Source organism: Collinsella sp. SGI.241, from assembly GCF_050312955.1.
GTDB lineage: Bacteria > Actinomycetota > Coriobacteriia > Coriobacteriales > Coriobacteriaceae > Collinsella.
Genome location: NZ_JBNPKM010000002.1, coordinates 97,865 through 120,849, shown reverse-complemented (window position 1 = coordinate 120,849; position 22,985 = coordinate 97,865). Strand labels below are relative to the sequence as shown.

The 22,985-nt window shown below is 60.0% G+C and carries 18 protein-coding genes and 1 tRNA gene; 10 read left to right on the top strand and 9 right to left on the bottom strand.

The features are described 5' to 3' along the window. Positions 1-155: 155 nt before the first annotated feature. A complete protein-coding gene (locus ACQQ92_RS01455; RefSeq protein WP_427717988.1) occupies positions 156-779 on the top strand; it encodes an AAA family ATPase in 624 nt (207 codons plus the stop codon). Positions 780-906: 127 nt separating this feature from the next. Here ACQQ92_RS01455 and gltA read toward each other — a convergent pair whose 3' ends face one another. The 6 genes from gltA to glmU all read right to left on the bottom strand — a co-directional run bounded on the left by gltA (position 907) and on the right by glmU (position 8,659). Next, positions 907-2,316 (bottom strand): NADPH-dependent glutamate synthase, encoded by a 1,410-nt coding sequence (gene gltA, locus ACQQ92_RS01450; protein ID WP_427728860.1) that lies wholly within the window; start codon positions 2,314-2,316, stop codon positions 907-909. Continuing rightward, positions 2,307-3,146 (bottom strand): sulfide/dihydroorotate dehydrogenase-like FAD/NAD-binding protein, encoded by an 840-nt coding sequence (locus ACQQ92_RS01445; protein WP_006235793.1) that lies wholly within the window; start codon positions 3,144-3,146, stop codon positions 2,307-2,309. The genes gltA and ACQQ92_RS01445 overlap by 10 nt, the downstream gene beginning before the upstream one ends. Positions 3,147-3,505: 359 nt before the next feature. Continuing rightward, positions 3,506-4,135, bottom strand: coding sequence for an aminoacyl-tRNA hydrolase (gene pth, locus ACQQ92_RS01440; protein WP_427717993.1), 630 nt, complete (start codon positions 4,133-4,135; stop codon positions 3,506-3,508). A gap of 348 nt (positions 4,136-4,483) precedes the next feature. Beyond that, entirely contained in the window at positions 4,484-5,611 is a 1,128-nt protein-coding gene (locus ACQQ92_RS01435) for a hypothetical protein (RefSeq protein ID WP_427795600.1), read from the bottom strand. 455 nt (positions 5,612-6,066) lie between these two features. Continuing rightward, complete coding sequence (locus ACQQ92_RS01430) at positions 6,067-7,053, bottom strand: ribose-phosphate diphosphokinase (RefSeq protein WP_154516678.1); 987 nt, start codon at positions 7,051-7,053, stop codon at positions 6,067-6,069. 193 nt (positions 7,054-7,246) lie between these two features. Then, positions 7,247-8,659, bottom strand: a complete 1,413-nt coding sequence (gene glmU, locus ACQQ92_RS01425; protein ID WP_427795599.1) for a bifunctional UDP-N-acetylglucosamine diphosphorylase/glucosamine-1-phosphate N-acetyltransferase GlmU — start codon at positions 8,657-8,659, stop codon at positions 7,247-7,249. A gap of 205 nt (positions 8,660-8,864) precedes the next feature. Here glmU and ACQQ92_RS01420 point away from each other — a divergent pair, with 205 nt between their 5' ends. From ACQQ92_RS01420 to ACQQ92_RS01410, 3 genes are read left to right on the top strand one after another with little or no spacing between them, the layout of a single operon-like run. Next, a complete protein-coding gene (locus ACQQ92_RS01420; protein WP_427747653.1) occupies positions 8,865-9,743 on the top strand; it encodes an energy-coupling factor transporter transmembrane component T family protein in 879 nt (292 codons plus the stop codon). Between the two features lie 23 nt (positions 9,744-9,766). Further along, positions 9,767-11,386 (top strand): ABC transporter ATP-binding protein, encoded by a 1,620-nt coding sequence (locus tag ACQQ92_RS01415; protein WP_427747598.1) that lies wholly within the window; start codon positions 9,767-9,769, stop codon positions 11,384-11,386. A 4-nt stretch (positions 11,387-11,390) separates the two neighbouring features. Continuing rightward, entirely contained in the window at positions 11,391-12,104 is a 714-nt protein-coding gene (locus ACQQ92_RS01410; RefSeq protein WP_427747599.1) for a DUF6580 family putative transport protein, read from the top strand. A 535-nt stretch (positions 12,105-12,639) separates the two neighbouring features. Here ACQQ92_RS01410 and ACQQ92_RS01405 read toward each other — a convergent pair. Then, positions 12,640-13,458 (bottom strand): exodeoxyribonuclease III, encoded by an 819-nt coding sequence (locus tag ACQQ92_RS01405; RefSeq protein ID WP_154516667.1) that lies wholly within the window; start codon positions 13,456-13,458, stop codon positions 12,640-12,642. Between the two features lie 136 nt (positions 13,459-13,594). Here ACQQ92_RS01405 and ACQQ92_RS01400 point away from each other — a divergent pair, with 136 nt between their 5' ends. The 5 genes from ACQQ92_RS01400 (at position 13,595) to ACQQ92_RS01380 (ending at position 19,597) form a co-directional block, all read left to right on the top strand. Continuing rightward, positions 13,595-14,347 (top strand): NAD-dependent protein deacylase, encoded by a 753-nt coding sequence (locus ACQQ92_RS01400; protein WP_427795598.1) that lies wholly within the window; start codon positions 13,595-13,597, stop codon positions 14,345-14,347. A gap of 94 nt (positions 14,348-14,441) precedes the next feature. Then, entirely contained in the window at positions 14,442-16,169 is a 1,728-nt protein-coding gene (gene folP, locus ACQQ92_RS01395; RefSeq protein WP_427795597.1) for a dihydropteroate synthase, read from the top strand. Continuing rightward, on the top strand, positions 16,170-16,871 hold the full coding sequence (locus tag ACQQ92_RS01390; RefSeq protein WP_427795596.1) for a hypothetical protein: 702 nt from the start codon (positions 16,170-16,172) through the stop codon (positions 16,869-16,871). A 263-nt stretch (positions 16,872-17,134) separates the two neighbouring features. Beyond that, entirely contained in the window at positions 17,135-18,331 is a 1,197-nt protein-coding gene (locus ACQQ92_RS01385) for an ATP-binding protein (protein ID WP_427795595.1), read from the top strand. A 159-nt stretch (positions 18,332-18,490) separates the two neighbouring features. Then, a complete protein-coding gene (locus ACQQ92_RS01380; protein ID WP_427728878.1) occupies positions 18,491-19,597 on the top strand; it encodes a serpin family protein in 1,107 nt (368 codons plus the stop codon). A gap of 169 nt (positions 19,598-19,766) precedes the next feature. On the opposite strand, the gene ACQQ92_RS01375 is transcribed toward ACQQ92_RS01380, so the two are convergent. Next, entirely contained in the window at positions 19,767-20,564 is a 798-nt protein-coding gene (locus ACQQ92_RS01375; protein ID WP_427728881.1) for a type III pantothenate kinase, read from the bottom strand. A gap of 197 nt (positions 20,565-20,761) precedes the next feature. Between ACQQ92_RS01375 and ACQQ92_RS01370 the strand changes: the two genes are divergently transcribed. Then, positions 20,762-20,838: transfer RNA gene (locus tag ACQQ92_RS01370), tRNA-Met, on the top strand. A gap of 325 nt (positions 20,839-21,163) precedes the next feature. Here the strand turns inward: ACQQ92_RS01370 and ACQQ92_RS01365 are convergent. Then, on the bottom strand, positions 21,164-22,828 hold the full coding sequence (locus ACQQ92_RS01365; RefSeq protein WP_427728884.1) for a C45 family autoproteolytic acyltransferase/hydolase: 1,665 nt from the start codon (positions 22,826-22,828) through the stop codon (positions 21,164-21,166). Positions 22,829-22,985: the final 157 nt, after the last annotated feature.

Below are 22,985 nucleotides of genomic sequence, written 5' to 3'. Positions count from 1 at the left end.
GGCACCTTGCCCCTCAATCGTCGCTTGCGTACATTTAGTACGCGGCGCTCCTCTTTCGGGGCAATCTGCCGCACTTGGGAAACCAGGACGAAGGTGGGGGCAAAATGAATGTGACAAAGGGACTGTCCCTTTGTCACATAGAGAAAGGAATCGCGATGAGCGATCTGGAGAACAAGAAGAATCCTGTGGTCATTACCATCGCGCGCGACTTTGGCGCCGAGGGCCACGAGATTGGCCGCATGCTTGCCAACGAGTTGGGAATTCCGCTGTACGACAACGAGCTGCTGGTGCGTGCGTCGATGCGCGCGGGTGAGTCGCTCGATAAGATGGCCGCCTATGACGAGCGTCTGGCCGTGGAGAACATGGCGTTTCTGCCCGACCGCTACGATGCGCGTTCGTACTCGGACAAGTTGTTCCAAAAGATGAGCCAGGTGATTTTGGACCTGGGCGAGACCGAGAGCTGCATTATCGAGGGTCGCCTGTCCGATTACCTGCTGCGTAACAACCCTAATCACATTGCCGTGTTGGTGACCGCACCCTTTGAGGACCGCGTCGAGATCGTGCGCAAGAAGCGTGGGCTCAACAAAAAGAAGGGCGCCAAGCTGGTCAAGCAGCAGCAGAAGGCACGCGAGGCGTTCTATAAGCGCTACAGCGCCGGAAAGTGGAAAATGACGAGCGGCAAGGATATCGTCGTCAACCGCGCCAAGCTGGGCCGCGAGGGCTGCAAAGACGTCATAGCCGCTGCCTACCGCTACAAGGTGGCGCAGCTCGAAGGCTAGCCGACCAAAAGCCATCACAAAGGTGCCCGTTCCCTTTATGGTGATCGGGCGGCCGGCATAGAAAAAGTCCCCGCCGGGCGTGTGCCCGACGGGGACTTTGCCGTTTGGTGGTTAGCGCTGCAGGTGATTACTCACCCAGCAGGCTCTTGGTGATGGAAGCGGCGGCCTTCTTGCCGGCGCCCATCGCCAGAATGACCGTAGCGGCACCGGTAACGATGTCGCCGCCGGCCCAGATGCGGGGATCGGTGGTCTGGCCGGTCTCCTCGTCGGCGACGATGTAGCCCCACTTGTTGAGCTCCATCTTGCCGCCGATCTTGGCAGCGAAGGGGTTGGCGTTGGTACCGATAGCCGAGATCGCGACGTCGCAGGGGATCTCCTCGATGGCGCCCTCGATGGGCACCGGGCGACGACGGCCGGACTCGTCGGGCTCGCCGAGCTCCATCTTCTGGACCTTGACGGCGCACACGGAGCCGTCCTCGCCAGCGACAAACTCGAGCGGGGAGACGAGCGGCAGAACCTCGACGCCCTCGGCCTTAGCATGGTGCAGCTCAGCGCGACGGCAGGGCATCTCGTCCTCGGTACGACGGTAGGCGATGATGGCGTGCTCGGCGCCCAGGCGCTTGGCGGTACGGACAGCGTCCATAGCCACGTTGCCGCCGCCAAAGACGACGACGTTCTTGCCGTGCTTGGTGGGGGTGTCGTACTCGGGGAACTTGTTGGCCTTCATCAGGTTCACGCGGGTGAGGTACTCGTTAGCGAAGAAGACGTTGGGCAGGTTCTCGCCGGGGACGTTGAGGAACTTGGGCAGGCCAGCGCCGGTCGCCACGTAGATGGCGTCGAAGCCCTGCTCGAACAGCTCATCGGCCGTGGCCATGTTGCCCACGACGGAGTTGTACTCAAACTTGACGCCCATGTCCTCAAGGCCGTCAATCTCGCGCTTGACGACCGCCTTGGGCAGACGGAACTCGGGGATGCCGTAGACCAGCACGCCGCCGCCGGTGAAGAAGGCCTCAAAGACGGTGACGTCAAAGCCGTTACGGGCGAGCTCGCCAGCGCAGGTGATGCCGGACGGGCCGGAGCCGACGACGGCGACCTTCTTGCCGTTCTTGGGAGCCATCTTGGGCGTGGAGGCGAGCTCGGGGCGGTCACCCAGGAAGCGCTCGAGCTGGCCGATGGCCACGGGCTCGGACTTCTTACCACGGATGCACTTGCCCTCGCACTGGTTCTCCTGCGGGCAGACGCGACCGCAGATGGCGGGAAGCATGGAGTCCTCGCGGATGGTATCGAGGGCGCCGCCAAAATCTTTCTCGCGGATCTGCTCGATAAAGCGGGGGATGTTGATGTTGACGGGGCAACCCTCAACACAGAACGGCTTCTTGCAGTTGAGGCAGCGCTCGGCCTCGGCCAGCGCCATCTCCTCGGTGAAGCCCTTGTCGACGGGGCGGAAGTCGCAGGCGCGCTCGGCGGCCGGCTCCTCGTTATCGGGGGTGCGGGGCGACTTCATATCGGCAACGAAACGACCGTTAACTAGTGGCATGCGCAGCTCTTTTCCTCATAGGCCTTGAGGGACTCGCCCTCTTCGGAACGGTAAGCGGCCTGGCGGGCACGAAGGTCATCCCAGTCGACCAGGGTGGCATCGAAGTCGGGGCCGTCGACGCAAGCAAACTTGGTCACGCCGCCCACCTCGACGCGGCAGCAGCCGCACATACCGGTGCCGTCAACCATGATGGGGTTGAGCGACGCGGTGATGGGGGTGTCGTACTTCTGGGCGGTGAGGGTCGAGAACTTCATCATCGGAACGGGGCCGACGCAGAAGACCTGGCTCACGGCCTTGTCCTGCAGCAGGCGCTCCAGCGGAGCGGTGACAACGCCCTGCTCGCCGTAGGAACCGTCGTCGGTGGTGATGTGGATGTGGTCCTCGTCGAGGAGCTCGCGGAACTGGTCCTCCATGAGCAGGAGGTCCTTGGTGCGAGCGCCCATGATGGCGTGCACCTCGTGGCCGGTCTCGACCAGGTGCTTGGCGACCGGGAAGGCAATTGCCAGGCCGACGCCGCCGCCAATGACGGCGCAGGGGCCCTCGGCCATCTCGGTGGGAACGCCCAGCGGGCCCACGACGTCGCGCAGCGACTCGCCGGCCTCGTAGGTGGAAAGCATCTCGGTGGTCTTGCCGATCACCATGAAGATGAACTCGACCCAGCCCTCGTCACCGTTCCAGCCGGCCAGGGTAAACGGGACACGCTCGCCCGTCTCGTTGGCGCGAACCATGAGGAACTGTCCAGCGTGCGCATGCTTGGCGATTGCAGGCGCCTCGATGCGGAACTTGAACACCTTCTCCGAGAACTGCGTCTTCTCCAGGATCTTATACATAGAACCCCTCTCTTGTTAGGGCAACCGAACCGTGCCTCCACGGAAATGGACGGCAGCCCGAATAAAACCGTACGCGCACAGGCGTTGTGCAGACATACGGTGTAAATTATACCCTCATGGACATGTTGCTTACGTGTATCTTTGGCAGGCGGGAAAAGTGATCTAGCACAAAGAGACAGGTTTATTTTGGCGGGTTTTATCAGATAAAACGACAAAAGGGGCCGGCCTTGCACATCGGTGAGGCCGGCCCCTTTTGGGGTGTTGGGTATGTATGGCGGCACAGGGTTTATTGCGATGCGGCCGCTGCGGCGTTTTCGCATATAAAACCTGCCAAAATAAACGTCCCTTTTTGGTAGGTTTTAGTGCTTGCCGTTGGCAGAGGCGGAGCCGTTGACGTGGTCGCGGGCATAGATTACGCCGTGCACAATCGCCAGGCCGGCGGCGTCGGCGGCGCGGGCGCAGGTGTCCTGGAAGTCCTCGGCCTCGCGGGCGCGCAGCTGCTTGAGCACGTAGTCGGCGACAGCCATCTTGCCGGGAGGGTTGCCGATGCCGGTGCGGATGCGACTAAAGTCGCGGCTGCCCATCTTGTCGATGATGGAACGCAGGCCGTTGTGGCCGGCGTGGCCGCCGCCCACCTTGACGCGCACGTCGCCGGCCGGAATGTCGAGCTCATCGTGGATTACGAGCAGCTCCTCGGCCTTGATTTTGTACTCGCGGCAAAGCTTGGAGATGGGGCCGCCCGAGGTGTTCATGTACGACTGCGGCTTGACCAGCACAATCTGGCGCTTGCCGCCCTCTTCCTCTGGATCGTTGATGTTGATGAGCGCGACCTCGGCGCCGGCCTGGTTTTTCCAGTACGTGACGCCGGCCTGACGCGCCAGCTCGTCGATCGCCTTAAAGCCTGCGTTGTGGCGGGTCTCGGCATACTCATCGCCAGGGTTGCCAAGTCCGGCAACCATGCGAATCTTAAGCGGCTGTGCAGCTGCCATGTGCTTCCTTTCATCGATTTGTCGCCTGCTATGGTGAGCGACCCCGTCGCTGCTGTCAAATGGAGGGTGATTGAGGCTGCATGAGGGCGTTTGGACAGTCGTCAGAAGCCGGGATGGACAGTTAGTTCAGATTTGTATAAACCAAGAGATCTTTGACTGCCAAAATCGGGGCCACGGAATTGTCACGGCGCTTTGGGGAGCACAATTTGCGCTATTTCAGATCTTTTGAGTCTTCAAATGAGGTGATTGGCGCCGGGATGGCGGCAAACTACCTCGACATGAGCCGTCTGTTTATACAAATCTGAACTAACTGTCCAGCCATGCTCGGTAACACTGGGTAAAAGTCTTTTAGACCGGCGCGAGGCCGATTCCGGCCCGCAGGGTGTTGAGCCAGGCGGCCTGACGCTTGCGATAACCCTTGATGCGGTAGCGGAATCGAACTCCCGCAAGTCGATGCATCGTCTGGGCGAAGGCTTCGAGTGCAACAAGGTCCTTCATTTGGTCACGGTTGATAACCAGGACGTGGATACCCATGGCCTTAAGGCCATTGTTGCGATTGCCATCGTGGATGCGAGCGTTTTGAAGCTCATGTCCAATTCCGTTGTATTCGTTGTCGACTCCGGCGGCTGGGCAATATAAGTCGCAGATGGCGTAGGGGATACCCGAGGACATGTTGACCGCAAGGGTGTCGAAATCGACTCGATAGTTGAGCAGCAGGCCTCCCATGGGCAGGCTGCAACACCCGAATCCGCCAAAGCGCATGGGTGCGCCCAGGACAGCGAACATCAATGATTCCGCTGGGGATGCGGATCCGGCCCGGGCAAGTTTGATAGCTGTGCGAAACGAGGCGTAGGAACTACTTTTGGCAAACCGTGCGACTGCCTCGAGCTCTTCGATGGTTGTGGCGGGCTCGCATTTGTAGTGTGCCTGTTCGTAGCGGGTTTCGGCTTGCTTTTCGGGTGTCGGTTGATCGCCCTGGCAATCGAGATCGTCCATCGTTTCGAAGCTGTTGGCCTCGGGCCACGTGTCGTCGTAGGCGATGGGGTAAGTTGCTTCGGGCGGAAGTGAGTAGGTTCCGAGCAGTTCCATGAGAAGCATCAAGGTTTTGGCAACCGATTCATTTTTGGAACAAAGCATGGCCGTCATGGCGGGAGACGTTGCGTAGATGTCGGCTTCGATGTGCATGATCGCGCCCTGGGGGAGAGGGGCGGTGATGGTGTGCTGGAGGAGCCGTCCGTCGGGTCGTCTGTTGCTGCCGCTCGCAACAAAGAGGTCTAGACGCTCGGAGTCGTCTTCGCTCCAGGCGTCAAGTATTGCAAGGGCCGCAAAGTCTATGGCGTCCTTGTTGGGAACGCAACCTACGAGGGCTTGTGTCTGTTGCTCGTCATCGATGGCGTCCCAGGGAAGGGCGGAGTACGCCCGTCGAGCGCGGCGAATTGCGCGGAGGGCGGAGAGGTGTGAAATTACGGTTGTCATAGCTATAAGGTACTAAGCCGTTGGCGAAATGATATGGCCGTGCCGTTCTTTTCGCTCAAAGGGGCGTCGCGCGCCGCGGGCGGTAACGACATCATACGGAATGCCTTGGAAAAGTGGAGAATGGAGTGATGGGTTGGCCTTGGAGGCATCTACTGAGATGGGTGCTGGACAGTTAGTTCAGATTTGTACAAGGTGACCGGGGTGTATTGCCGTTGTTGAAGGACTCGGTGGGCAAAATGGGGCCAATGGCATGGTGAAGAGATCCATAGGTGGAGGAATCGAGTGGAATTATGCCGGCAAGAGAGCTTTCGACGCATTAAATGGCCCAAACGAATGCCACATTAATACAAATCTGAACTAACTGTCCAAGACGGGTTATCGAGGGGCAGAAAAAAGGGTCGGAAGCGAGCCTCCGACCCTTCAAAAACACCAAAGATGATGCGATGCGCGCTGGATTACAGCGCGAAGTCGCCGCCGACGAGCGTGGAGACGGGCTCCTCGTGGTAAACGGCAGAGATGGCCTCGGCGAACTCCTCGGCGACCGAGATGGTCTTGATCTTGCCGCCAACCTCGACGGGGATGGCATCGGTGACGAGGCACTCGACGATGGGGGCGTCGTTCAGGCGCTCGATGGCCGGGCCCGAGAAGATGCCGTGGGTGGCGCACACGTAGATGTCGCCGGCACCCATGGCCTTGAGCTCCTTGACGTTGGCGCACAGGGTGCCAGCGGTGTCGATCATGTCGTCATTGATGATGCAGGTCTTGCCCTTGATGTCACCGATGATGCCCATGACCTCGGCGGCGTTGTGGCGCGGACGGCCCTTGTGGGCGATGGCGAGGCTGCAGCCGAGCATGTCGGACAGCTTTTTGGCGGCCTTGGCGCGGCCCACATCGGGGGAGACGACAACCAGGTTGTCGGTGTCGAAGTGCATGTCGTTGTAGTACTGGCCAAACAGCGGCAGTGCAGACAGGTGGTTAACCGGGATATCGAAGAAACCCTGAATCTGGCCCTGATGCAGGTCGAGGGTGATGATGCGGTTGACGCCAGCGCGCTCGAGCAGGTTGGCGACGAGGCGGGCGGTGATGGGCTCGCGCGGGCCGGCCTTGCGGTCCTGGCGGGCATAGCCGTAGTGGGTGATGACGGCGGTGATGGAGCGGGCGGATGCGCGCTTGGCAGCGTCGGTGGCGATGAGCAGCTCCATGAGCATGTCGTTGACGTTGCCGCCGGCCACGGACTGAATCAGGAAGACGTCGGCGCCGCGGACGGTCTCGTCGTAGCGGGCGTAAATCTCACCGTTGGCGAACTGCTTTAGCGTAAGGCCCGAAAGCTCGACCCCAAGGTACTCAGCGATCTTCTGAGCGAGGGGACGGTTGGAGGAACCGGAATACACGCGGATGGACTTGCGCATATTCTCCGACTTCTCGGGATCATTAATCGGCATTACCCTTCTCCTTTATATATCGAATGCCATATAGATGCCTTGTTGCATTGTAACCGCGCGGCGGGGTTTATCGGGTCTTGATAACGTCTTTACCGTCAACGGACACGAACCGACCACTCATCCGGTCGCGCAGGTCAGCATAGAAAAAGGAGCCATCCCCATGGGAACAGCTCCTTAGATGTTTGGTAAAACGTTATACCTCGTCGTCCTCGTGCAGACGGCGGCGATAATCGGCGGCCCAGCCCTCAATATTTAGCTGACGGGCGCGGCCCAGGCCGAGTGCGTCAGCCGGGACCGGCTCGGTGATGACGGAGCCGGCGGCCACGAGCGCGCCGTCGCCGATCTGGGCGGGCGCGACCATCATGGTATCGGAACCGATGAAGGCATCCTTGCCGATGACGGTCTTGTGCTTGTGCACGCCGTCGTAGTTGCAGGTGATGGAGCCCGCGCCCACGTTGACGCCGGAACCCATGGTGGTGTCGCCGATGTAGGACAGGTGCGGTACCTTGGAGCCCTCGCCGATCGTGGACTTCTTGATCTCCACGTGTGTGCCGGCCTTGGAGCCATCGAGCATGTGGGTGCCCGGGCGCAGGTAGGCGCGCGGGCCGCAGTCGACGCCGTTCTCGATGACAGCCTCGATGGCGATGGTCTCATCGATGGTGCAGCCGCTGCCAACGGTGGTGTCGGTGAGGCGGCTGTTGGGGCCGAGCTGGCACTCCTCGCCCACGGTGACGTGGCCGATCAGGTGCGTCTGCGGCCACACGACGGTGTCGCGGCCGATGACGGCGTCGGGGCCGATCCAGGCCTGCGTGGGGTCGATGAAGGTAACGCCCTCGGCCATCCAGTGCTCGTTGATGCGGTCGCGCGCGATAGCGGTGAGTTGCGCGAGCTGGATGCGGCTGTTGACGCCCAGGCCGTCGCGGTAGTCGTCGCAGTGGAAGATGGAGACTGCCTGGCCGTGGCCCTTGAGAATCTCGAGCATGTCGGGCAGGTAGTACTCGGACTGCGCGTTGTCGTTGCCGATCTCGCTGATGTGGGCGGCGAGCTGCGCGCCGTCGAAGGCGTAGCAGCCGGCGTTGCACTCGAGCAGCGTGGCGGCCTGCTCGGGCGTGCAGTCCTTCTGCTCGATGATGCGCTCGATCTGGCCGTCGGCGCCCAGCTTGATGCGGCCGTAGCCAAAGGGATCGGGCGGGGTCATGGTCATGACGGTGCAGGCGAGCTCGCCGCCGGCGACGGTCTTCGCGAACTTGGCGACGGTGTCGGCGGTGATGAGCGGCAGGTCGCCGTTGAGCACGACGACGGGGCCTTGCATGATGCCGCATGCCTCGAGCGCGACCTTTACGGCGTGGCCGGTGCCCAGGCGCTCGGTCTGTTCGACGCACTCGACCTTGGTGGCGCTGTTGGCGTAGGCGCCGTCGATAAGGGCGCGCATCTCGTCGGCGTGGCTGCCGATGACGACCACGACGCGGCTGCAGCCGGCCTTGATGGTGGCGTCGACGATCCACTGGACCATGGGCTTGCCCAGGATCTTGTGCGAAACCTTGCAGTGGTTCGACTTCATGCGGGTGCCCTCGCCGGCGGCGAGGATAATTGCGGTTGCGTCCATGTGATCTCCTGTTACGTTATAGAGACGTGAGTTTGGAAACGATACACGGCGCAATATGATACCGCAGGCATATGATGAGCGCGTAACGATTGGCGCATGGCGGCCGATGTCGGTGCCACCGGCGTGATGTTTGCGCTGGTTGTGCATGGCGGCGGCACTGCGGCGTTGGCGTTTGAGCGAGGGGATGGGGGTGTCCGTGGATATCATGCGAGAGGAGTCGGGCAACGAGCCCGTCGCGGCATTCTCGATGTCGCATCCGGCGGTGCCGGCGCTCTACATGGTGCTGACGCTGGGGCTCACCATATTCTCGATGCAACCGGTGCTGCTTGCGCTGTCGCTTGCGGGCGGGCTGGCGTATGGGTTTGCGACGCGCGGCGTCGCACGCACGTTGGGGGCGCTTCGCTGGCAGCTGCCGGTGATTTTGATTATCGCGGTGCTCAACCCGTTATTTAGCGCTTCGGGCTCGACGGAACTGTTCCGTATTGGCATGCGCGCGGTGTATCTGGAGAGCATGGTATACGGCCTGTGCATGGGCGGGCTGTTTGTGGCGAGCGTGCTGTGGTTTGAGGCCGCGGCATCGATGCTTAGCTACGACAAGGTGCTTGCGCTTTTGGGTAATGCCGCGCCGGTGATCGCGCTCATGATCTCGATGTGTATGCGGCTTATCCCGCAGTTTTTGCGTCGCGGTCGCACGGTGCTGGCGGTGCAGGATGCGATTGATGTGCCGGGCCGCGCGCCGGCCGACCCCGTGCGTTCGCGCCTACGGGCATCGAGCGTGTTGATGGGCTGGGGCATGGAAGATTCGCTGGAGCGTGCGGACGCCATGCGCTCCCGTGGGTGGGGCGCCGCGGCGCGTCGCACGACGTACGTGCGGTATCGGCTGGCGCGCGGCGACGTTGCCGCGCTGGTTGGGCTTGCGCTGTTTGGCGTGGCCACGGCGGCAGTGGCGTGGACCGCGACGATGCAGTATTCGTTTTACCCGCAGCTTTCGGTGCCAGCGCCGTGGCCTGGCTATGTTGTATACGCGACCTGGATGGCGCTGCCCTGCGTGGTGCATGCGATTGACGAGAAGAGGTTTGGCTGATGGCTCGGTTGGACGGGAGCATCATGGCGGACGCGGTGTGCGGCTCGGATATACCGGCGATTGAAGTGCGGGGCCTGCGCTTTGCCTACCCCGGGGCCGAAGTGCCGGTGTTCGAGGAGCTCGATTGGCGTGTTCCCCAAGGGACGTTTGCGTTGCTTGTCGGTGGTACCGGGTCGGGCAAGTCGACATTACTCTCGTTGCTCAAGCCCGAGATTTCGCCGGCGGGCGAATGCTCCGGCGAGCTGCGCATGCTGGGCGAAAGCGTTGCCGACATGGACGTTCGCGCGTCCGCGGAGCGCGTGGGCTATGTGTTTCAGGACCCCGAGAACCAGATTGTGTGCGAAACCGTGTGGCACGAGATGGCGTTTGGCCTGGAAAACTTAGGCATGTCACGCGACGAGATGCGTCGTCGCGTGGCCGAGACCAGTTATTTCTTTGGGGTGGAGGATTGGCTCCACCGCGATACCGATACGCTTTCGGGCGGACGCAAGCAGCTGCTGTCGCTGGCAGCCGTGCTGGCGTTGCGCCCTCGCGTGCTGCTGCTCGACGAGCCCACGTCCCAACTGGATCCCGTTGCCGAGAAAAATTTTCTGCATGCGCTGTTTCGCGTGAATCGCGAGCTGGGCTGCACGGTTGTTGTGGCAACGCACCAGCCGCGCCCGATGCTCGAATACGCGACGTGCGCGTATCGGATTGAGGGCGGGCGCGTATGCGAGGTCGCTGACATCGCCTCCTTGGGGCATCGCGAAGAGCTGTTTTCTGGCGAGGTGCCAGGGTGGGGTGGCTCGCGGCGTGCAAAAAACGGAGTTTTCAGCAGCGCCAGTGGCCGGCCGGGCTATTTGGACCCGCGCGTGGGCGCTCCGGGCGCAAAAAAAAGACCGAAATCGGACAAATCGGCTGAATTTGAGGCGCAAATCCTGTCGCAAGACGACTCGGGGGCGCCGTCGTGCGCCGGTGGATGCCGAATACTCCCAAAAATGCACGCTGGGTCGGCTACCACCCTGGCAGGGGGCTGGTTTCGCTACGATCGAGCGTCCGGCTGGGTGCTGCGCGGGCTCGATGCGTCGTTTTCGGCAGGCGCGGTGCATGCTGTTGTGGGCGGTAACGGCTGCGGTAAGTCGACAATGCTTTCGGTGCTGGCCAAGACGGTCAAGTTGCAGCGTGGGCATATGGAGCGCGGGGCGGCCTCGGCGGCACTGCTGCCTCAGAATCCCAAGGCGCTGCTGGTTGCCGAGACGGTGCGCGAGGAGCTGATGGAATGGGCTTCGACCTGCGGATATGACGAGGCTATGGCGCGAGAGCGCGCGACGAGTCTGGGATTGTCCGGCTTGGATGGGCGCCATCCGTACGATCTTTCGGGCGGGCAGCGCCAGCTGCTTGCGTTGGCAAAGCTGCTGTTGATCGGCCCCGAGCTGCTATTGCTCGATGAGCCCACCAAGGGTCTGGACCTGGCCAGCCGTCGCATCATCGCCCGCGCCCTGCGCGACCATGCGGAGGCCGGCGGTACCGTCATCATGGCAACGCACGATCTGGGTTTTGCCGAGCAGGTTGCCGATGACATTGCCATGATGTTCGACGGTGAGATTGCCTGCATGGAGCCGCCCGCCGACTTTTTTGCCGACAATGTGTTTTATAGGGCGTGATGGGATGGCGAATTATCGCGTCTTGCGCCTACTCGCAAAACTGGAGATCCCACTGCTGCTGGCGGTGCCAGCGGTAATGGCCGCGGCGTTGCTGGCAGGCGTTGAGCAGGCGGCGCTTGCCATGCTTGTCGTGGTGGCGCTGGTGCTCGCGCTGTTCTTTGCGGGCTACGAGGCGTCGCGACCGGGCCTGCGCCAGATTATGCCCACGCTGGTTCTGGCGGCGTTGGCCGCGGCGGGGCGTATCTTGTTTGGCCCCATTCCCGACTTTAAACCCGTGAGCGCCATCGCCATTATCGCCGGGGCGACGCTCGGTCGTCGTAACGGCTTTATGGTTGGCGCGCTGGCGGCGCTGACCAGCAATTTCTTTTTTGGGCAGGGCATGTGGACACCGTGGCAGATGTATGCCTGGGGTCTGGTCGGCTATGTTGGCGGTGCGCTGGCGTATGCGGGTGCGTTCGACCGCGCCGACGGCACCGTGCGCATGCCAGCGCTGATGGCGTACGGCTTTGCGTCGGGCCTGCTCTATGGCGCCGTGATTAACGCCTACGACATCATCGGTTTTGTGCAACCGCTCACGTGGGCGGGCGCCGTGGCGCGTCTTGCCACGGCGGTACCGTTCGATATCACACACGGCCTTGCGACCTGCTTGTTCTTGGCCGCTCTCTACAAACCTTGGTGTCGTCGCATTAACCGTGTCGTCGTGAAATACGGGCTGTAGTGGCGGTTGCGCCGGGGCGAGAATCAATACTGTTGAAGTGACATTTTAAAACTATGCCGGTTTACGGGGCTAGATTGGCCCAGGCAGACCATACCGGCTTTTTCCGAAAATAGACGATCCGTCTACCTGCGGTTTTATTTTGCTTGAATTGCGTTTGGTTGGGGATTTGCGATTCAGCCCCGTAAACCGGCATAGTTTTGGAATGGCCGGCTGATATGACGGGCGTCGTGGCCCTCAGAGAGCCAAATCGATCCGTTTTCTTCCGCCCCCAGACGTCCCCAGGGAATCAGTTGACGGCGCTTGCCACGAAACTAGCCCATCTACTACGTTTAGCTTGATACCCTCGACCATGACCGCGTTTTATGAAAAACCTCAGGCTTTCTACCTGCGGTTTTCTTTTTTCGTTGTTCGCCGTGGTTGAGGGTAGTGGCTTAAACGTAGTAGATGGGGCAGTTTCGTGGCGGGTGTGCCGCGTGGATTCCCTCGCGAGGTGAACATGATCCGTTTTGCTTCGTCCCCGAGGGGTCGGCTGGTGCTAGAGCTCTAGGGTGAGGGTGACGGGGCAGTGGTCGCTGCCAAAGATGTCGCCGCGGATGCCGGTGTCGCGCACGTTGCCGGCGATGGCGTCGCTCACCAGGAAGTAATCGATGCGCCAGCCCGCGTTGTTCTTGCGGGCATTAAAGCGGTAGCTCCACCAGCTGTAGACGCCCTCGACGTCGGGATTTGCCGCGCGCCAGGTATCGGTAAACCCGGCGTCGAGTAGCTCGGTAAACTTACCGCGCTCCTCGTCCGAAAAGCCTGCGTTGCCGCGGTTGGACTTGGGGTTCTTAAGGTCGATCTCCTCGTGCGCGACGTTAAAGTCGCCGCAGGTCACCACGGGCTTGCCGGTCTCGCGCTCGAGTCCCGCCAAAAAGCCGCGATAGGCATCGTCCCAGGCCATGCGCACATCGATGCGCGCGAGCTCATTTTGGGCGTTGGGCGTATAGACGTCCACAAACCAAAACTTGTCGAACTCGAGCGCGCAGACGCGGCCCTCGGTCGCGGCCTGCGCCACGAGCTCGGCTGCCGCGCCCTCGCCGGCGTAAGGCAGCAGCGCATCGGCGCGCAGCACGCGCAGCGGTTCCTGGCGGCTAAAGACCGCAGTGCCCGAATAGCCTTTACGCTCGGCGTAGCTCCAGGTTTGGTGATAACCGGGCAGGTCGATATCGGCCTGGCCCTCCTGCAGCTTGGTCTCTTGCAGCGCCAGGATATCGACATTGAGCTCCTGTGCGATCTGGATAAAGCTCGGGTCCTTTTTGAGCACGGCGCGCAGACCGTTGACGTTCCACGAGGCGAAAGTGTAAGTCTGAGGCATGGTGTCCTTTCGACGGGGTTTGCAGGCTTAAGATTAGCGCAAAAGGGGCGGTGGTGGGCTCCGCGCGTGCTGACTCAAAGGCCGCATGCTGGGATGTCGCCCGACGCTGCCCGACCAACAAGGACGGAGGACTCATATGACGCAGGCGATAACGGATCCCAAGCGGGCCTCCGCCGCACTGGCGGAGCTGTTTGGTACTCACAAGCGTGTGGTCTTCTTTGGCGGCGCCGGTGTTTCCACGGCGAGTGGCATTCCCGATTTCCGCAGCGTGGACGGCCTATATCACCAACAGTTTGCCTACCCGCCCGAGACCATGCTCTCGCATAGCTTTTACGAGGCGCATCCGGCCGAGTTCTTCGACTTCTACCGCACCAAGATGATCTCGCTTGGCGCCAAGCCCAACCGCTGCCACACCAAGCTGGCCGAGCTGGAGCGTGCCGGTAAACTAAATGTCGTGGTGACGCAAAACATCGACGGCCTGCATCAGATGGCGGGCTCGCAGCGCGTGTTCGAGCTGCACGGATCGGTCCATCGCAACATTTGCCAGTCGTGCGGCGCGGTCTATAGCGCCGAGTGGATTTGCGCCCGCGGGCACGAGGACGCCGCGGGTGTGCCCGTGTGCCCCGCGTGCGGCGGGCGCATTAAGCCCGATGTGGTGCTCTACGAGGAGCCGCTCGACGAGCATGTGCTGACCGACGCCGTTGCCGCCATTGCCGCGGCCGATGCCCTCATTGTGGGCGGGACCTCGCTCGTGGTGTATCCGGCGGCGGGCCTTACGCGATACTTTACCGGCGATACGCTGGCCATATGCAATCTTGCTCCCACCGATCAGGATGCAAATGCCGACCTGCTGATTTCTTGCGACATCGCTGCCGCGTTTGCGTTCTAGCCCGCGCGCGCGGATACAATAGAAAGACTAATTGCAAAGCGACCCCGCCGCCTGCGCCCGAGCGTGGCGGCGCGGGCATTTTAGGAGGATGTTCATGGCGAACGACAGCAAGACATGGCGGTGCGGAAAGTACGAGCTCAGCTTTGACCGTCCGCGCATCATGGGCGTCCTCAACGTGACGCCCGATTCGTTTAGCGACGGCGGGGAGCATTTCGACCCGGATGCCGCCATCGAGTACGGCCTGGCGATGCTCGACGCCGGTGCCGACATCATCGACGTGGGCGGCGAGTCCACGCGCCCCGGTTTTACCCCGGTCAACCCCGACGAGGAGGCTCGCCGCGTGCTGCCCGTTGTGCGTGCGTTGGCCAAAGAGGGCGCCATCGTCTCGATCGACACGCGTCACGTGGCGGTTGCCAAGGCGGCCGTGCGCTGCGGCGCCTCGATCGTCAACGACGTGACGGGATTCACCGACCCCAAGATGGTCGAGTTTGTCGCGACGAGCACCTGCGGCGTCATCGTGATGCACGCCGGCGAGGTCGCCGCGCCCGCTCGCACGCATGCAACGGTTCAGCTCGATACCTCTGCCGCGGCGTTTGTTGCCGAGAAGGCGCGCGAGGCGGCTGCCGAGGCCGCGCGCGAGGCCGAGAAGCCCGCCCGCCGTCGTCGCGGCAAGCTGCTGGGCGAGCCCAAGACGGAGGCCAAACTGCCGGGTGGCGTGGTGCAGCCCTCGCTGCCGTTTGGCGATCCGGAGCCAGCGCCCGAGCCAACGGGCGAGCAGAAGCAGGAGACGCCGGCCGCCGAGCAGGCTACCCCTGCCGCCGAGGCCGCCGCGACCCCTGAGCCCGCGCCAGAGCCCAGCGATCACTTGGCCGCCATGATGCGCCGCAGCGCCCGCCGCGAGGAGGCTTATGTTCCCACCTCGCAGCTCCGCCGCTTTACCCTGCCCGATTCGGCGCCCATCATGCGCCGCGTCATGGGCTTTCTGTCCGATCAGGCCCGCGCGCTCATCCACGCCGGCGTGTCACGCGACCGTATCTGCATCGATCCGGGCCCGGGCTTTGGCAAGACGGCCAACGAAGACATCGTCATCCAGCGCGAGACCGCCAAGATGGCGTCGCTGGGCTATCCGCTCATGTGCGCCGTGTCGCGCAAGCGCTTTGTGGGCGCCGTCTCGGGCGTGACCGAGGCCGCCGAGCGCGATGCCGCCACATTTGGCGTGTGCCTGGGCGCTATCCAGGCCGGTGCCAACATCGTGCGCGTGCACGATGTCACCGGCTTTGCGCAGTTCCTGAACGGCTACTGGGCTGTTGCCAAGCCGCAGCCGCGTCGCGCGTTTGTGGCCGTGGGCTCCAACCTGGGGCATCGTTGCGACAACATCCGCGCCGCGCGCGACATGATCGCCGAGATTCCGCTCACCTGTGTGTCCAACTGCTCGCGCATCTACGAGAGCGAGCCGGCCTACAAGACACGCCAAGACGCGTTTGCCAACGCTGTCATCGAGATCAAGACCGAGCTGGCGCCGCTGGTGCTGCTCGACGAGCTTATGAAGATCGAGGCCGAGCTGGGGCGCGACCGATCCAAGAAGGCCAAGGTCAACGGCCCGCGCACCATCGACCTGGACCTGCTGTGGATGGATGGCGAGACCCATGGCGGCAAAAAGCTGCGCCTGCCGCATCCGCTCATTGGCGAGCGCGACTTTGTGCTGGTGCCGCTCGAGGACCTGATGCACGACCCGGCGCGGTTCTTCCGCTACAACGGCGTCGAGGTCAAGGAGCCCGAGGATCGCGTGGGCCATATCGTGGGCGAATTGGGGCGTATGTAGATGATCGAGATGAATGCTGTTGCCGCCGGTACCGAGCTCGACGCGGCACGTGACGCGGGCCGCGAGGGCGTGTCCGCGGGCTGGTGCGCTTGGAGCGTGGGCGAGGCGTCGTTGACGTTTTCGCTGGTCGTGCGCCCGGATGTGAATATGCACGCCTTCCATGGCCTGCCGTTTGTGGCGGCGATGGGCATGATGGACGCGCTCGCGGGAACGGCATCGACGCCGGGGCTGGGCCTTGTCGGCAAGGTGGGCATTCAGTGGCCGAGCGATATCGTGTGCGGTGCGCCCGCGTTTGAGACGTCGTTTGCACGCGTCGCCGTCAACGGTGGCGCCGGTGCCGCGGGTATGTTCGGTGCCGTGACGGTGGATATTGAGCGCGCGGCGCTGGGCGAACTTGGCGTGGATGTGACCGATGAAGCGCTGGTCGAAGCGCTGACTACCGCCGTGCTGGCCCGCGTGGACGCCTGGGCGGTTGTCGCCAACACGCCGCAGGGCGCCGCCGGCCCGCTGGCTCCCGTGCTGGGCGAGTACTTCGACATGGTGCCGCTGCTGGGCCGCCAGGTTGCGGCGGTGTCGCCCAACGGCTTGCCGCTTGCGGTTGGTGTGTTTGCGGGCCTGGACATCTGGGGTCGCGCGACCATCAAGACCGATGCCGGCGAGCAGGAGTTTCCGCCCGAGGCCGTACGGATTCGCGGACTGTAACGCGAGATGTCCGCGCTCAAAGACAACGATGACAACAAGACCCTCCCCGGCAGAGTGAACTGCCTCTGCCAGGGAGGGTCTTTGCGCGACTACAGGGTGGCATCGCAGCCCTATTCCTCAAAACTGAAAAATTTTCGTTTTTGAGGAATAGGATTAAGGCAGCTCGGCCTTTTGCGAGGTATATTCGCTATAGAGCCTATTCCTCAAAACTGAAAAATTTTCGTTTTTGAGGAATAGAGATAAAAGACCGCGAGGAGCCCCCGATGAAACTCATCAATAGAGCGTCATATATGGACACGTTGACGAGTCTTATTGGCGTGCCGGATATCAAGGTCATCACGGGCATCCGCCGCAGCGGTAAATCAAAATTGCTCGAGGCCCTCCGCGATTACGTGGAGGCAAATCTGCCTAATTCGAATGTCATCCATATCAACTACAACCTCGATGAGTTCGAGAACCTGCTCGAGTATCACGCGTTGCTCGCTTATGTAAAAGATCATCGGGTGCCCGGCAAACAAAACGTTCTGCTTATCGATGAGGTTCAGATGTGCGAAGGTTTTGAGCGTGCGATCAACAGCCTTCACGCATCCGAGCATTATGACATCTTCATTACCGGATCGAATGCCTTTTTGCTGTCGAGCGATCTGTCGACGCTCTTTACGGGGCGCACGTTCGAGATCGAGGTTTTCCCATTCTCGTTTGAGGAGTATCGTCTCTATGGCGACGAGGGCGAGGTCGACCGTGACTTCGATGAGTACGCGAGAACCGGCGGTATGTCTGGCTCTTACCCTTATCCACTGCAGGAGCAGCGCTATCAATATCTCTCCAACGTCTTTAAGACGCTCATTGTGAGAGATATCGTGCAACGGCATAACGTGAGAAACGAATCGGCGCTGCTGCGCATTGCCGATTACATGATGGACAACGTTTCCAACATTACGTCGGCACGCAACATTACCGATGCATTAAATGCGGATGGACTAAAGATTACGAACAAGACGGTCGGTGCGTACATGGGGTACCTGTGCGATGCGTTTGCCTTCTATAAAGTTCGCCGATACGACATTCGCGGCAAGAAATATCTTAAGAGCGGCGAGAAGTATTACCTGGCAGACCACGCGTTCAAATACGCGCTGCTCGGTACACGCGATATGGACTGGGGTCGCGTGTACGAGAACATAGTGGCCATCGAGCTGCTGCGCCGCGGATATGAGGTATACGTCGGCGTACTCTATAAAAAGGAAATTGACTTTGTAGCAATCAAGCGAAGCGAGAAGCTCTACATTCAGGTGAGCGACGACATCAGCTCGGATAAGACATTTGAACGCGAGATTTCGCATCTGCTGAGCATTGGCGATGCGTATCCCAAGATGATTCTCGCCCGCACGCATCACGAGGCCACGGACCGCGACGGAGTGCAGATCGTGGACCTGGCGAGGTGGCTGTGCGGTGAGGCGTAGCGTGCATCGAGTCTATTCCTCAAAACTGAAAATTTTTCGTTTTTGAGGAATAGAAAGGCTTTGAGCCTCTTAGAAAGCCATTGGGCTGCCTTTTCGGTGCGAGATTTGTGTCCGCGCCGTGCGAAATAATAGTTTATGTCCTAACGATGGGAGCAGACTATGGCTGACAAAGCAAATTCGGCGTGTCCACAGGCATGGAGGGTTGCAAAATCCCTATCCGAGAAAATACTCGCTCAAGGCAAGAACGGGGTTTGGTCGCCTGCGTGCGTCGCGAGCTTGTTGACGATTGTACGAAAGGGTGCCTCGGGCGCCACATGTCGGGAGCTCGACATGCTCCTGGGCGATGGCGACATGTTTAGCGAGCGTGATCCCTTCGGCATCGAGCTGGAGCGGAACTGGGGCTATGACGGTTATGATGCGAACTCGGCAACGGCGGCTTGGCTTTCCAGGTCCGCGAGCCCATCGGAGGCGTTTCTGCACGAGTGCGACAAATGCAGCGTGCATGTGTCAATCGATGACTTGGCCGATCCGCGCGTTAGCCAACGGGTGACCGATTGGATAGCCGAACAAACTCACGGCCTGCTGTCGCCAAGCATCGAGTTATCACCAGTGGCTCTTGCCTGTCTTGTGAGCGCGCTTTACATGAAGGATGCATGGGCGGATCCGTTTGATGGCGAATCGACCAAAGTTGAGACCTTCCATGCAAAGAACGGTGATGTTCAAGCAGCGTTTATGCGTGGCAAGCGCGATTGCGCGGTGATCGTCGAGAACGGCAGGGTTGCCTTCTTGTTGCCGCTCAGCTCCGATGCCGGCGTGTGTTTTGTTCTTCCGAGCGGCGAGGATGATCATGTTGATGACGCGCTTGGGCTATTCGAGCGTCTGTCCCGAGGCGAGGGAGAATGGGAGCCCGTCGAGCTGGGGATTCCTCGCTTTGAATGCGAGTCGACGCTCTCGGACGTCTGCTCGCTGCTAAAGGCCGCCGGCGTCTCTACGGCAACTGCGATGGAGCTTACACCTATGGTGGGGGTAGAGGGGACTCCAACGCAGATTGTCCATGGCGCGAAGTTCGCTGTCGATGAGAACGGCGTAGAGGCCGGCGCGTACACGGTGATGGTCGCTGTCGCGGGCCTTCCGCCGGAGAACCCACCAGAGCCGCGCAAGATAACGCTTGACAGGCCTTTCTATGCAGCGCTCGTGTCTCGCACCGGCGTACCGCTCTTTGTGGCAAGCGTCGCGCTGCCGTCGGTGGACGTGCAAGAAAGGTGAGGTTGAGGTTTGCGAGGGGGGCTGCTATGCCAAGGGTTGCCAACGTACTCTTTCCAGCTGACTATTCTGTTTTAATGAAACGTAGTCCCTTGATTTGGCTCACGGAGGGGTTGGAGAACTAGAGTCACCTAGTCCGTGCGTCAGAGAAACCGAGGGGATAAGACAATGCTCACGCTTGGCTCCGGTCTCTGTCTTGCCCCAGCTCCTGCATGCGGCGGTAGATTTCGCAGATACCCTTAATGGTGAGCTGTCCATCGACCACGTCGAAGGCATCGGTCGAATCGGCGACGATGCCGGCGAGGCCTCCCGTGGCGATAACGGTGGCATCCTCGCGGCCCAGCTCGCGCTTCATGCGCGCGACCAGGCCTTCGGCCATAGCGGCAGTGCCCACCACGGCGCCGACCTTGATGCACTCCTCGGTATCGCGGCCGATGGCGTGCTCGGGCGCCTCGAGCGGCACGCTGGCGAGCTTGGCGGCGCGGGCGGCAAGCGCATCCATGGAGATGCGGATGCCCGGCGCGATCGCTCCGCCAATGTAATAACCGTCCTCATCGATGACGTCGATATTGGTTGCGGTGCCAAAGTCCACCACGATCGCCGGCGCGCCGTAGAAGGTCTCGGCCGCAACGGCGTTGGCAACGCGGTCGGCACCAACGGCCTGGGGACGCGCCGCGCGCAGCTTGGTCACGGCGGCCGTCTGCGGCCCAATGACGATGACGTCTGCGGCAATGCGGTCGGCCACGGTATGCCATTCGCGCGAGAGCTGCGGCACCACGCCCGCAAAGGCGATAGCGTCGACCGCGTCGAGCGAAAGGCCGTACATCTTAAAAAAACCCATCAGGCGCACATGGATTTCATCTGCGGTATAGGAGCGGTCGGTGGGCATGCGCCACGACTGCACCAGCTCGTCTCCGTCAAACAGGCCCATGGCCGTCTGCGTGTTTCCCATATCGATAGCGAGCAGCATGTCTACTCCCGGTTTCGGCATAAAAGGACGCGCACCATTGTATACGTGCTGTCGACGGCGCTCGGCTGCGATTCGTTTACGGTGATATGGGCTGAGAGGTTTTAAATATGAAGGAATTATGCTCTACGAGATTTTCCTTGCCGTCCACCGAACTCCCGAGTAATATTCCTTCTTGCGCATATGAGGCGCCCAGACATTGCGGGGTGGAGCAGTCTGGTAGCTCGCCGGGCTCATAACCCGGAGGTCGTAGGTTCAAATCCTGCCCCCGCGACCAAGACTTTCAGCAGCTCAGAGGCATTGTTCCTCTGAGCTGTTTTTCTTTGGATAAATAGCACGGCGAGCTAGTTGCTGAGCGGGCATTTTGGATCCCCCGTGTCAATCTCTGCGCCTTGGAGGTCGTTGGTTCGAATCCGCCCTCCGCGATCAAAACTCCGGGTCGGACGCAGGAAAGCCTGGCAGCGCGAATAAACGAAAAATACCATCATGCCGAGATGATCGGCATGATGGTACATCTTGGAAGTGATCTCGAGCGTTATCTTTAGGGAGGGTTCGAGATCACTTCCGCTTTCTTTAAATGACGAGCTGAGCGTTACGCAAGATTATTGAATAATTACATTTTCAGCAGTATAGGATGCCTGTGCGTATCGCTGAGCATTGGCAAACTGCGAAGTAGCAAGGCCATACATAATCGCAGCCTGCTCCTTATCGCCTTTCGCATTGGCGCAATCAGCCATAGTGGTGTAATTGCATCCCGTGTGCACCGCCTCAGCAGCCTTATTGTAATACTCCATGGACTCGTCATCCACTGAGCCCTTCTTATACAATTCAGCTCCTGCATTTCTTACCGCAATACGCGCGTCGATTTCTGCGCTCTTATTAGTGGCCTGCATGTTCTTTCCGAGGGTAAGCTTGTAGTAATTAGCTGTACCATAGGGAACGTCTGAACGGAATTTCTCGTCATGACCTCTCAAGACATACATTTCCTGATCAGTTGCATCAAAAATTGTCCTGAAAATTGTCTTGAATTCTATGTCATCGCCTTCTGGAGAGTGGAACTGATAGAAACCACCGAAGTCCCAATTTTCCTCACTCCATTTGCCCTCGTCATAGTAACGAATGCTTCCGAGTCCGTTCGCGAGCGTGAGTGGGGTAACGCTGCCGCTCTCGTCTTGCATAACCTTTTCTAGAGTATTGGCTCTTGGCACGCTATCCGGATATGCCTCATATGAATCATTCATCCAGAGCTCATCCCTGAAATGATTCGCTGCAATTAGATAGTCCGTCTCACCGTAGTCACCGGCTTTGCGTACTACATATGCATTATCTTTTTGCTCGATGAGATACGCATTTCCCTTGTTGTCGGAAACGTTGATGTTACCCGTGTGAATCCACTCAGTTTTCGTAAGCATTTTGACTGCTTCGTCTGCCGTATCGCACTTTGTGGCTGTGTACCAATAAGCAAACAAAGTATCGAGGAAGGTGCCTTCCCTATCGATTGTCTTAGCATCATCGCTTGGCGATGCCGTAGGCCCTCCGGCATAGGTAATAATAAGGCCCTTAGAGTTCATGAACGCATTTCCCTGCAATCCACCTGATGCAATGACTGCATTGCCATGTTTCGGATAAGAAACCATGCTCGAGAACATTGCGGCGGGTGTTGTGCTGACTGCATCAAGATTAGCAGCTCCAAGATGATGACCATCCTGAGTCATACTTCCCCAAGCAGATACATTCATACATGTTTTTGAACGCTCTGGATCATTTGAGCTCTCTGGATCAAAATGCATCATGAGGTCATAGTTAAGAACAGATGAGCCCATAACTGCAACTACTGCATCTTCCTTTGAGACTCCTGCCCCCTCAGCTACTCCCGACAAGAAATCAAATACAGATGGATCATCCTCTTCATAATGTTTCAGAATCTTACCCATAGCTTCGTTATATGCGGCATCGTCTGCCTCTGCATAAATTGAAGACATTACAGCTGTCCAGTTATTTTCTAACTGATCCTTTTGCTGTAAGCCATACTGCTTTCCCATGTCAAACCAAGAGCCATTTACATACACAACTTCTTGCGCATTTCCTGCGTTGACGGTTGCATCGAACTTCCCGTCAAACTCTTCGTTTTCAGAAGTTGATCCGGCATTTGCCAGCGCGCCGTCTGATGACCCACCTTGCGTATTATTTGCAGAACATCCTGGGCCTGCCACCATGCTTAAACATAGGCTGGCGCAACACAATACGCAGGCTATCTTTCTTCTCATAATCTTGTCACCTTCTCTTTCAGAGGTTCCGTGTTGCCGATAACTTGATGGCTAAAGCAAAGGCCCCTCGTTGCCGACAACCCAATGACAAAATTATGTAGTTTTCCAATCCGCTTTCACATGAACTGGTCTCGATAAATATGTTCAATCTTAGCCT

What these genes read in the sequence shown, in the direction of transcription:
- ACQQ92_RS01455 (WP_427717988.1), top strand. Translation starts at nt 156, where the DNA reads ATGAGCGATCTGGAGAACAAGAAGAATCCTGTGGTCATTACCATCGCG.
- gltA (WP_427728860.1), bottom strand. Translation starts at nt 2,316, where the DNA reads ATGCCACTAGTTAACGGTCGTTTCGTTGCCGATATGAAGTCGCCCCGC.
- ACQQ92_RS01445 (WP_006235793.1), bottom strand. Translation starts at nt 3,146, where the DNA reads ATGTATAAGATCCTGGAGAAGACGCAGTTCTCGGAGAAGGTGTTCAAG.
- pth (WP_427717993.1), bottom strand. Translation starts at nt 4,135, where the DNA reads ATGGCAGCTGCACAGCCGCTTAAGATTCGCATGGTTGCCGGACTTGGC.
- ACQQ92_RS01435 (WP_427795600.1), bottom strand. Translation starts at nt 5,611, where the DNA reads ATGACAACCGTAATTTCACACCTCTCCGCCCTCCGCGCAATTCGCCGC.
- ACQQ92_RS01430 (WP_154516678.1), bottom strand. Translation starts at nt 7,053, where the DNA reads ATGCCGATTAATGATCCCGAGAAGTCGGAGAATATGCGCAAGTCCATC.
- glmU (WP_427795599.1), bottom strand. Translation starts at nt 8,659, where the DNA reads ATGGACGCAACCGCAATTATCCTCGCCGCCGGCGAGGGCACCCGCATG.
- ACQQ92_RS01420 (WP_427747653.1), top strand. Translation starts at nt 8,865, where the DNA reads ATGCGAGAGGAGTCGGGCAACGAGCCCGTCGCGGCATTCTCGATGTCG.
- ACQQ92_RS01415 (WP_427747598.1), top strand. Translation starts at nt 9,767, where the DNA reads ATGGCGGACGCGGTGTGCGGCTCGGATATACCGGCGATTGAAGTGCGG.
- ACQQ92_RS01410 (WP_427747599.1), top strand. Translation starts at nt 11,391, where the DNA reads ATGGCGAATTATCGCGTCTTGCGCCTACTCGCAAAACTGGAGATCCCA.
- ACQQ92_RS01405 (WP_154516667.1), bottom strand. Translation starts at nt 13,458, where the DNA reads ATGCCTCAGACTTACACTTTCGCCTCGTGGAACGTCAACGGTCTGCGC.
- ACQQ92_RS01400 (WP_427795598.1), top strand. Translation starts at nt 13,595, where the DNA reads ATGACGCAGGCGATAACGGATCCCAAGCGGGCCTCCGCCGCACTGGCG.
- folP (WP_427795597.1), top strand. Translation starts at nt 14,442, where the DNA reads ATGGCGAACGACAGCAAGACATGGCGGTGCGGAAAGTACGAGCTCAGC.
- ACQQ92_RS01390 (WP_427795596.1), top strand. Translation starts at nt 16,170, where the DNA reads ATGATCGAGATGAATGCTGTTGCCGCCGGTACCGAGCTCGACGCGGCA.
- ACQQ92_RS01385 (WP_427795595.1), top strand. Translation starts at nt 17,135, where the DNA reads ATGAAACTCATCAATAGAGCGTCATATATGGACACGTTGACGAGTCTT.
- ACQQ92_RS01380 (WP_427728878.1), top strand. Translation starts at nt 18,491, where the DNA reads ATGGCTGACAAAGCAAATTCGGCGTGTCCACAGGCATGGAGGGTTGCA.
- ACQQ92_RS01375 (WP_427728881.1), bottom strand. Translation starts at nt 20,564, where the DNA reads ATGCTGCTCGCTATCGATATGGGAAACACGCAGACGGCCATGGGCCTG.
- ACQQ92_RS01365 (WP_427728884.1), bottom strand. Translation starts at nt 22,828, where the DNA reads ATGAGAAGAAAGATAGCCTGCGTATTGTGTTGCGCCAGCCTATGTTTA.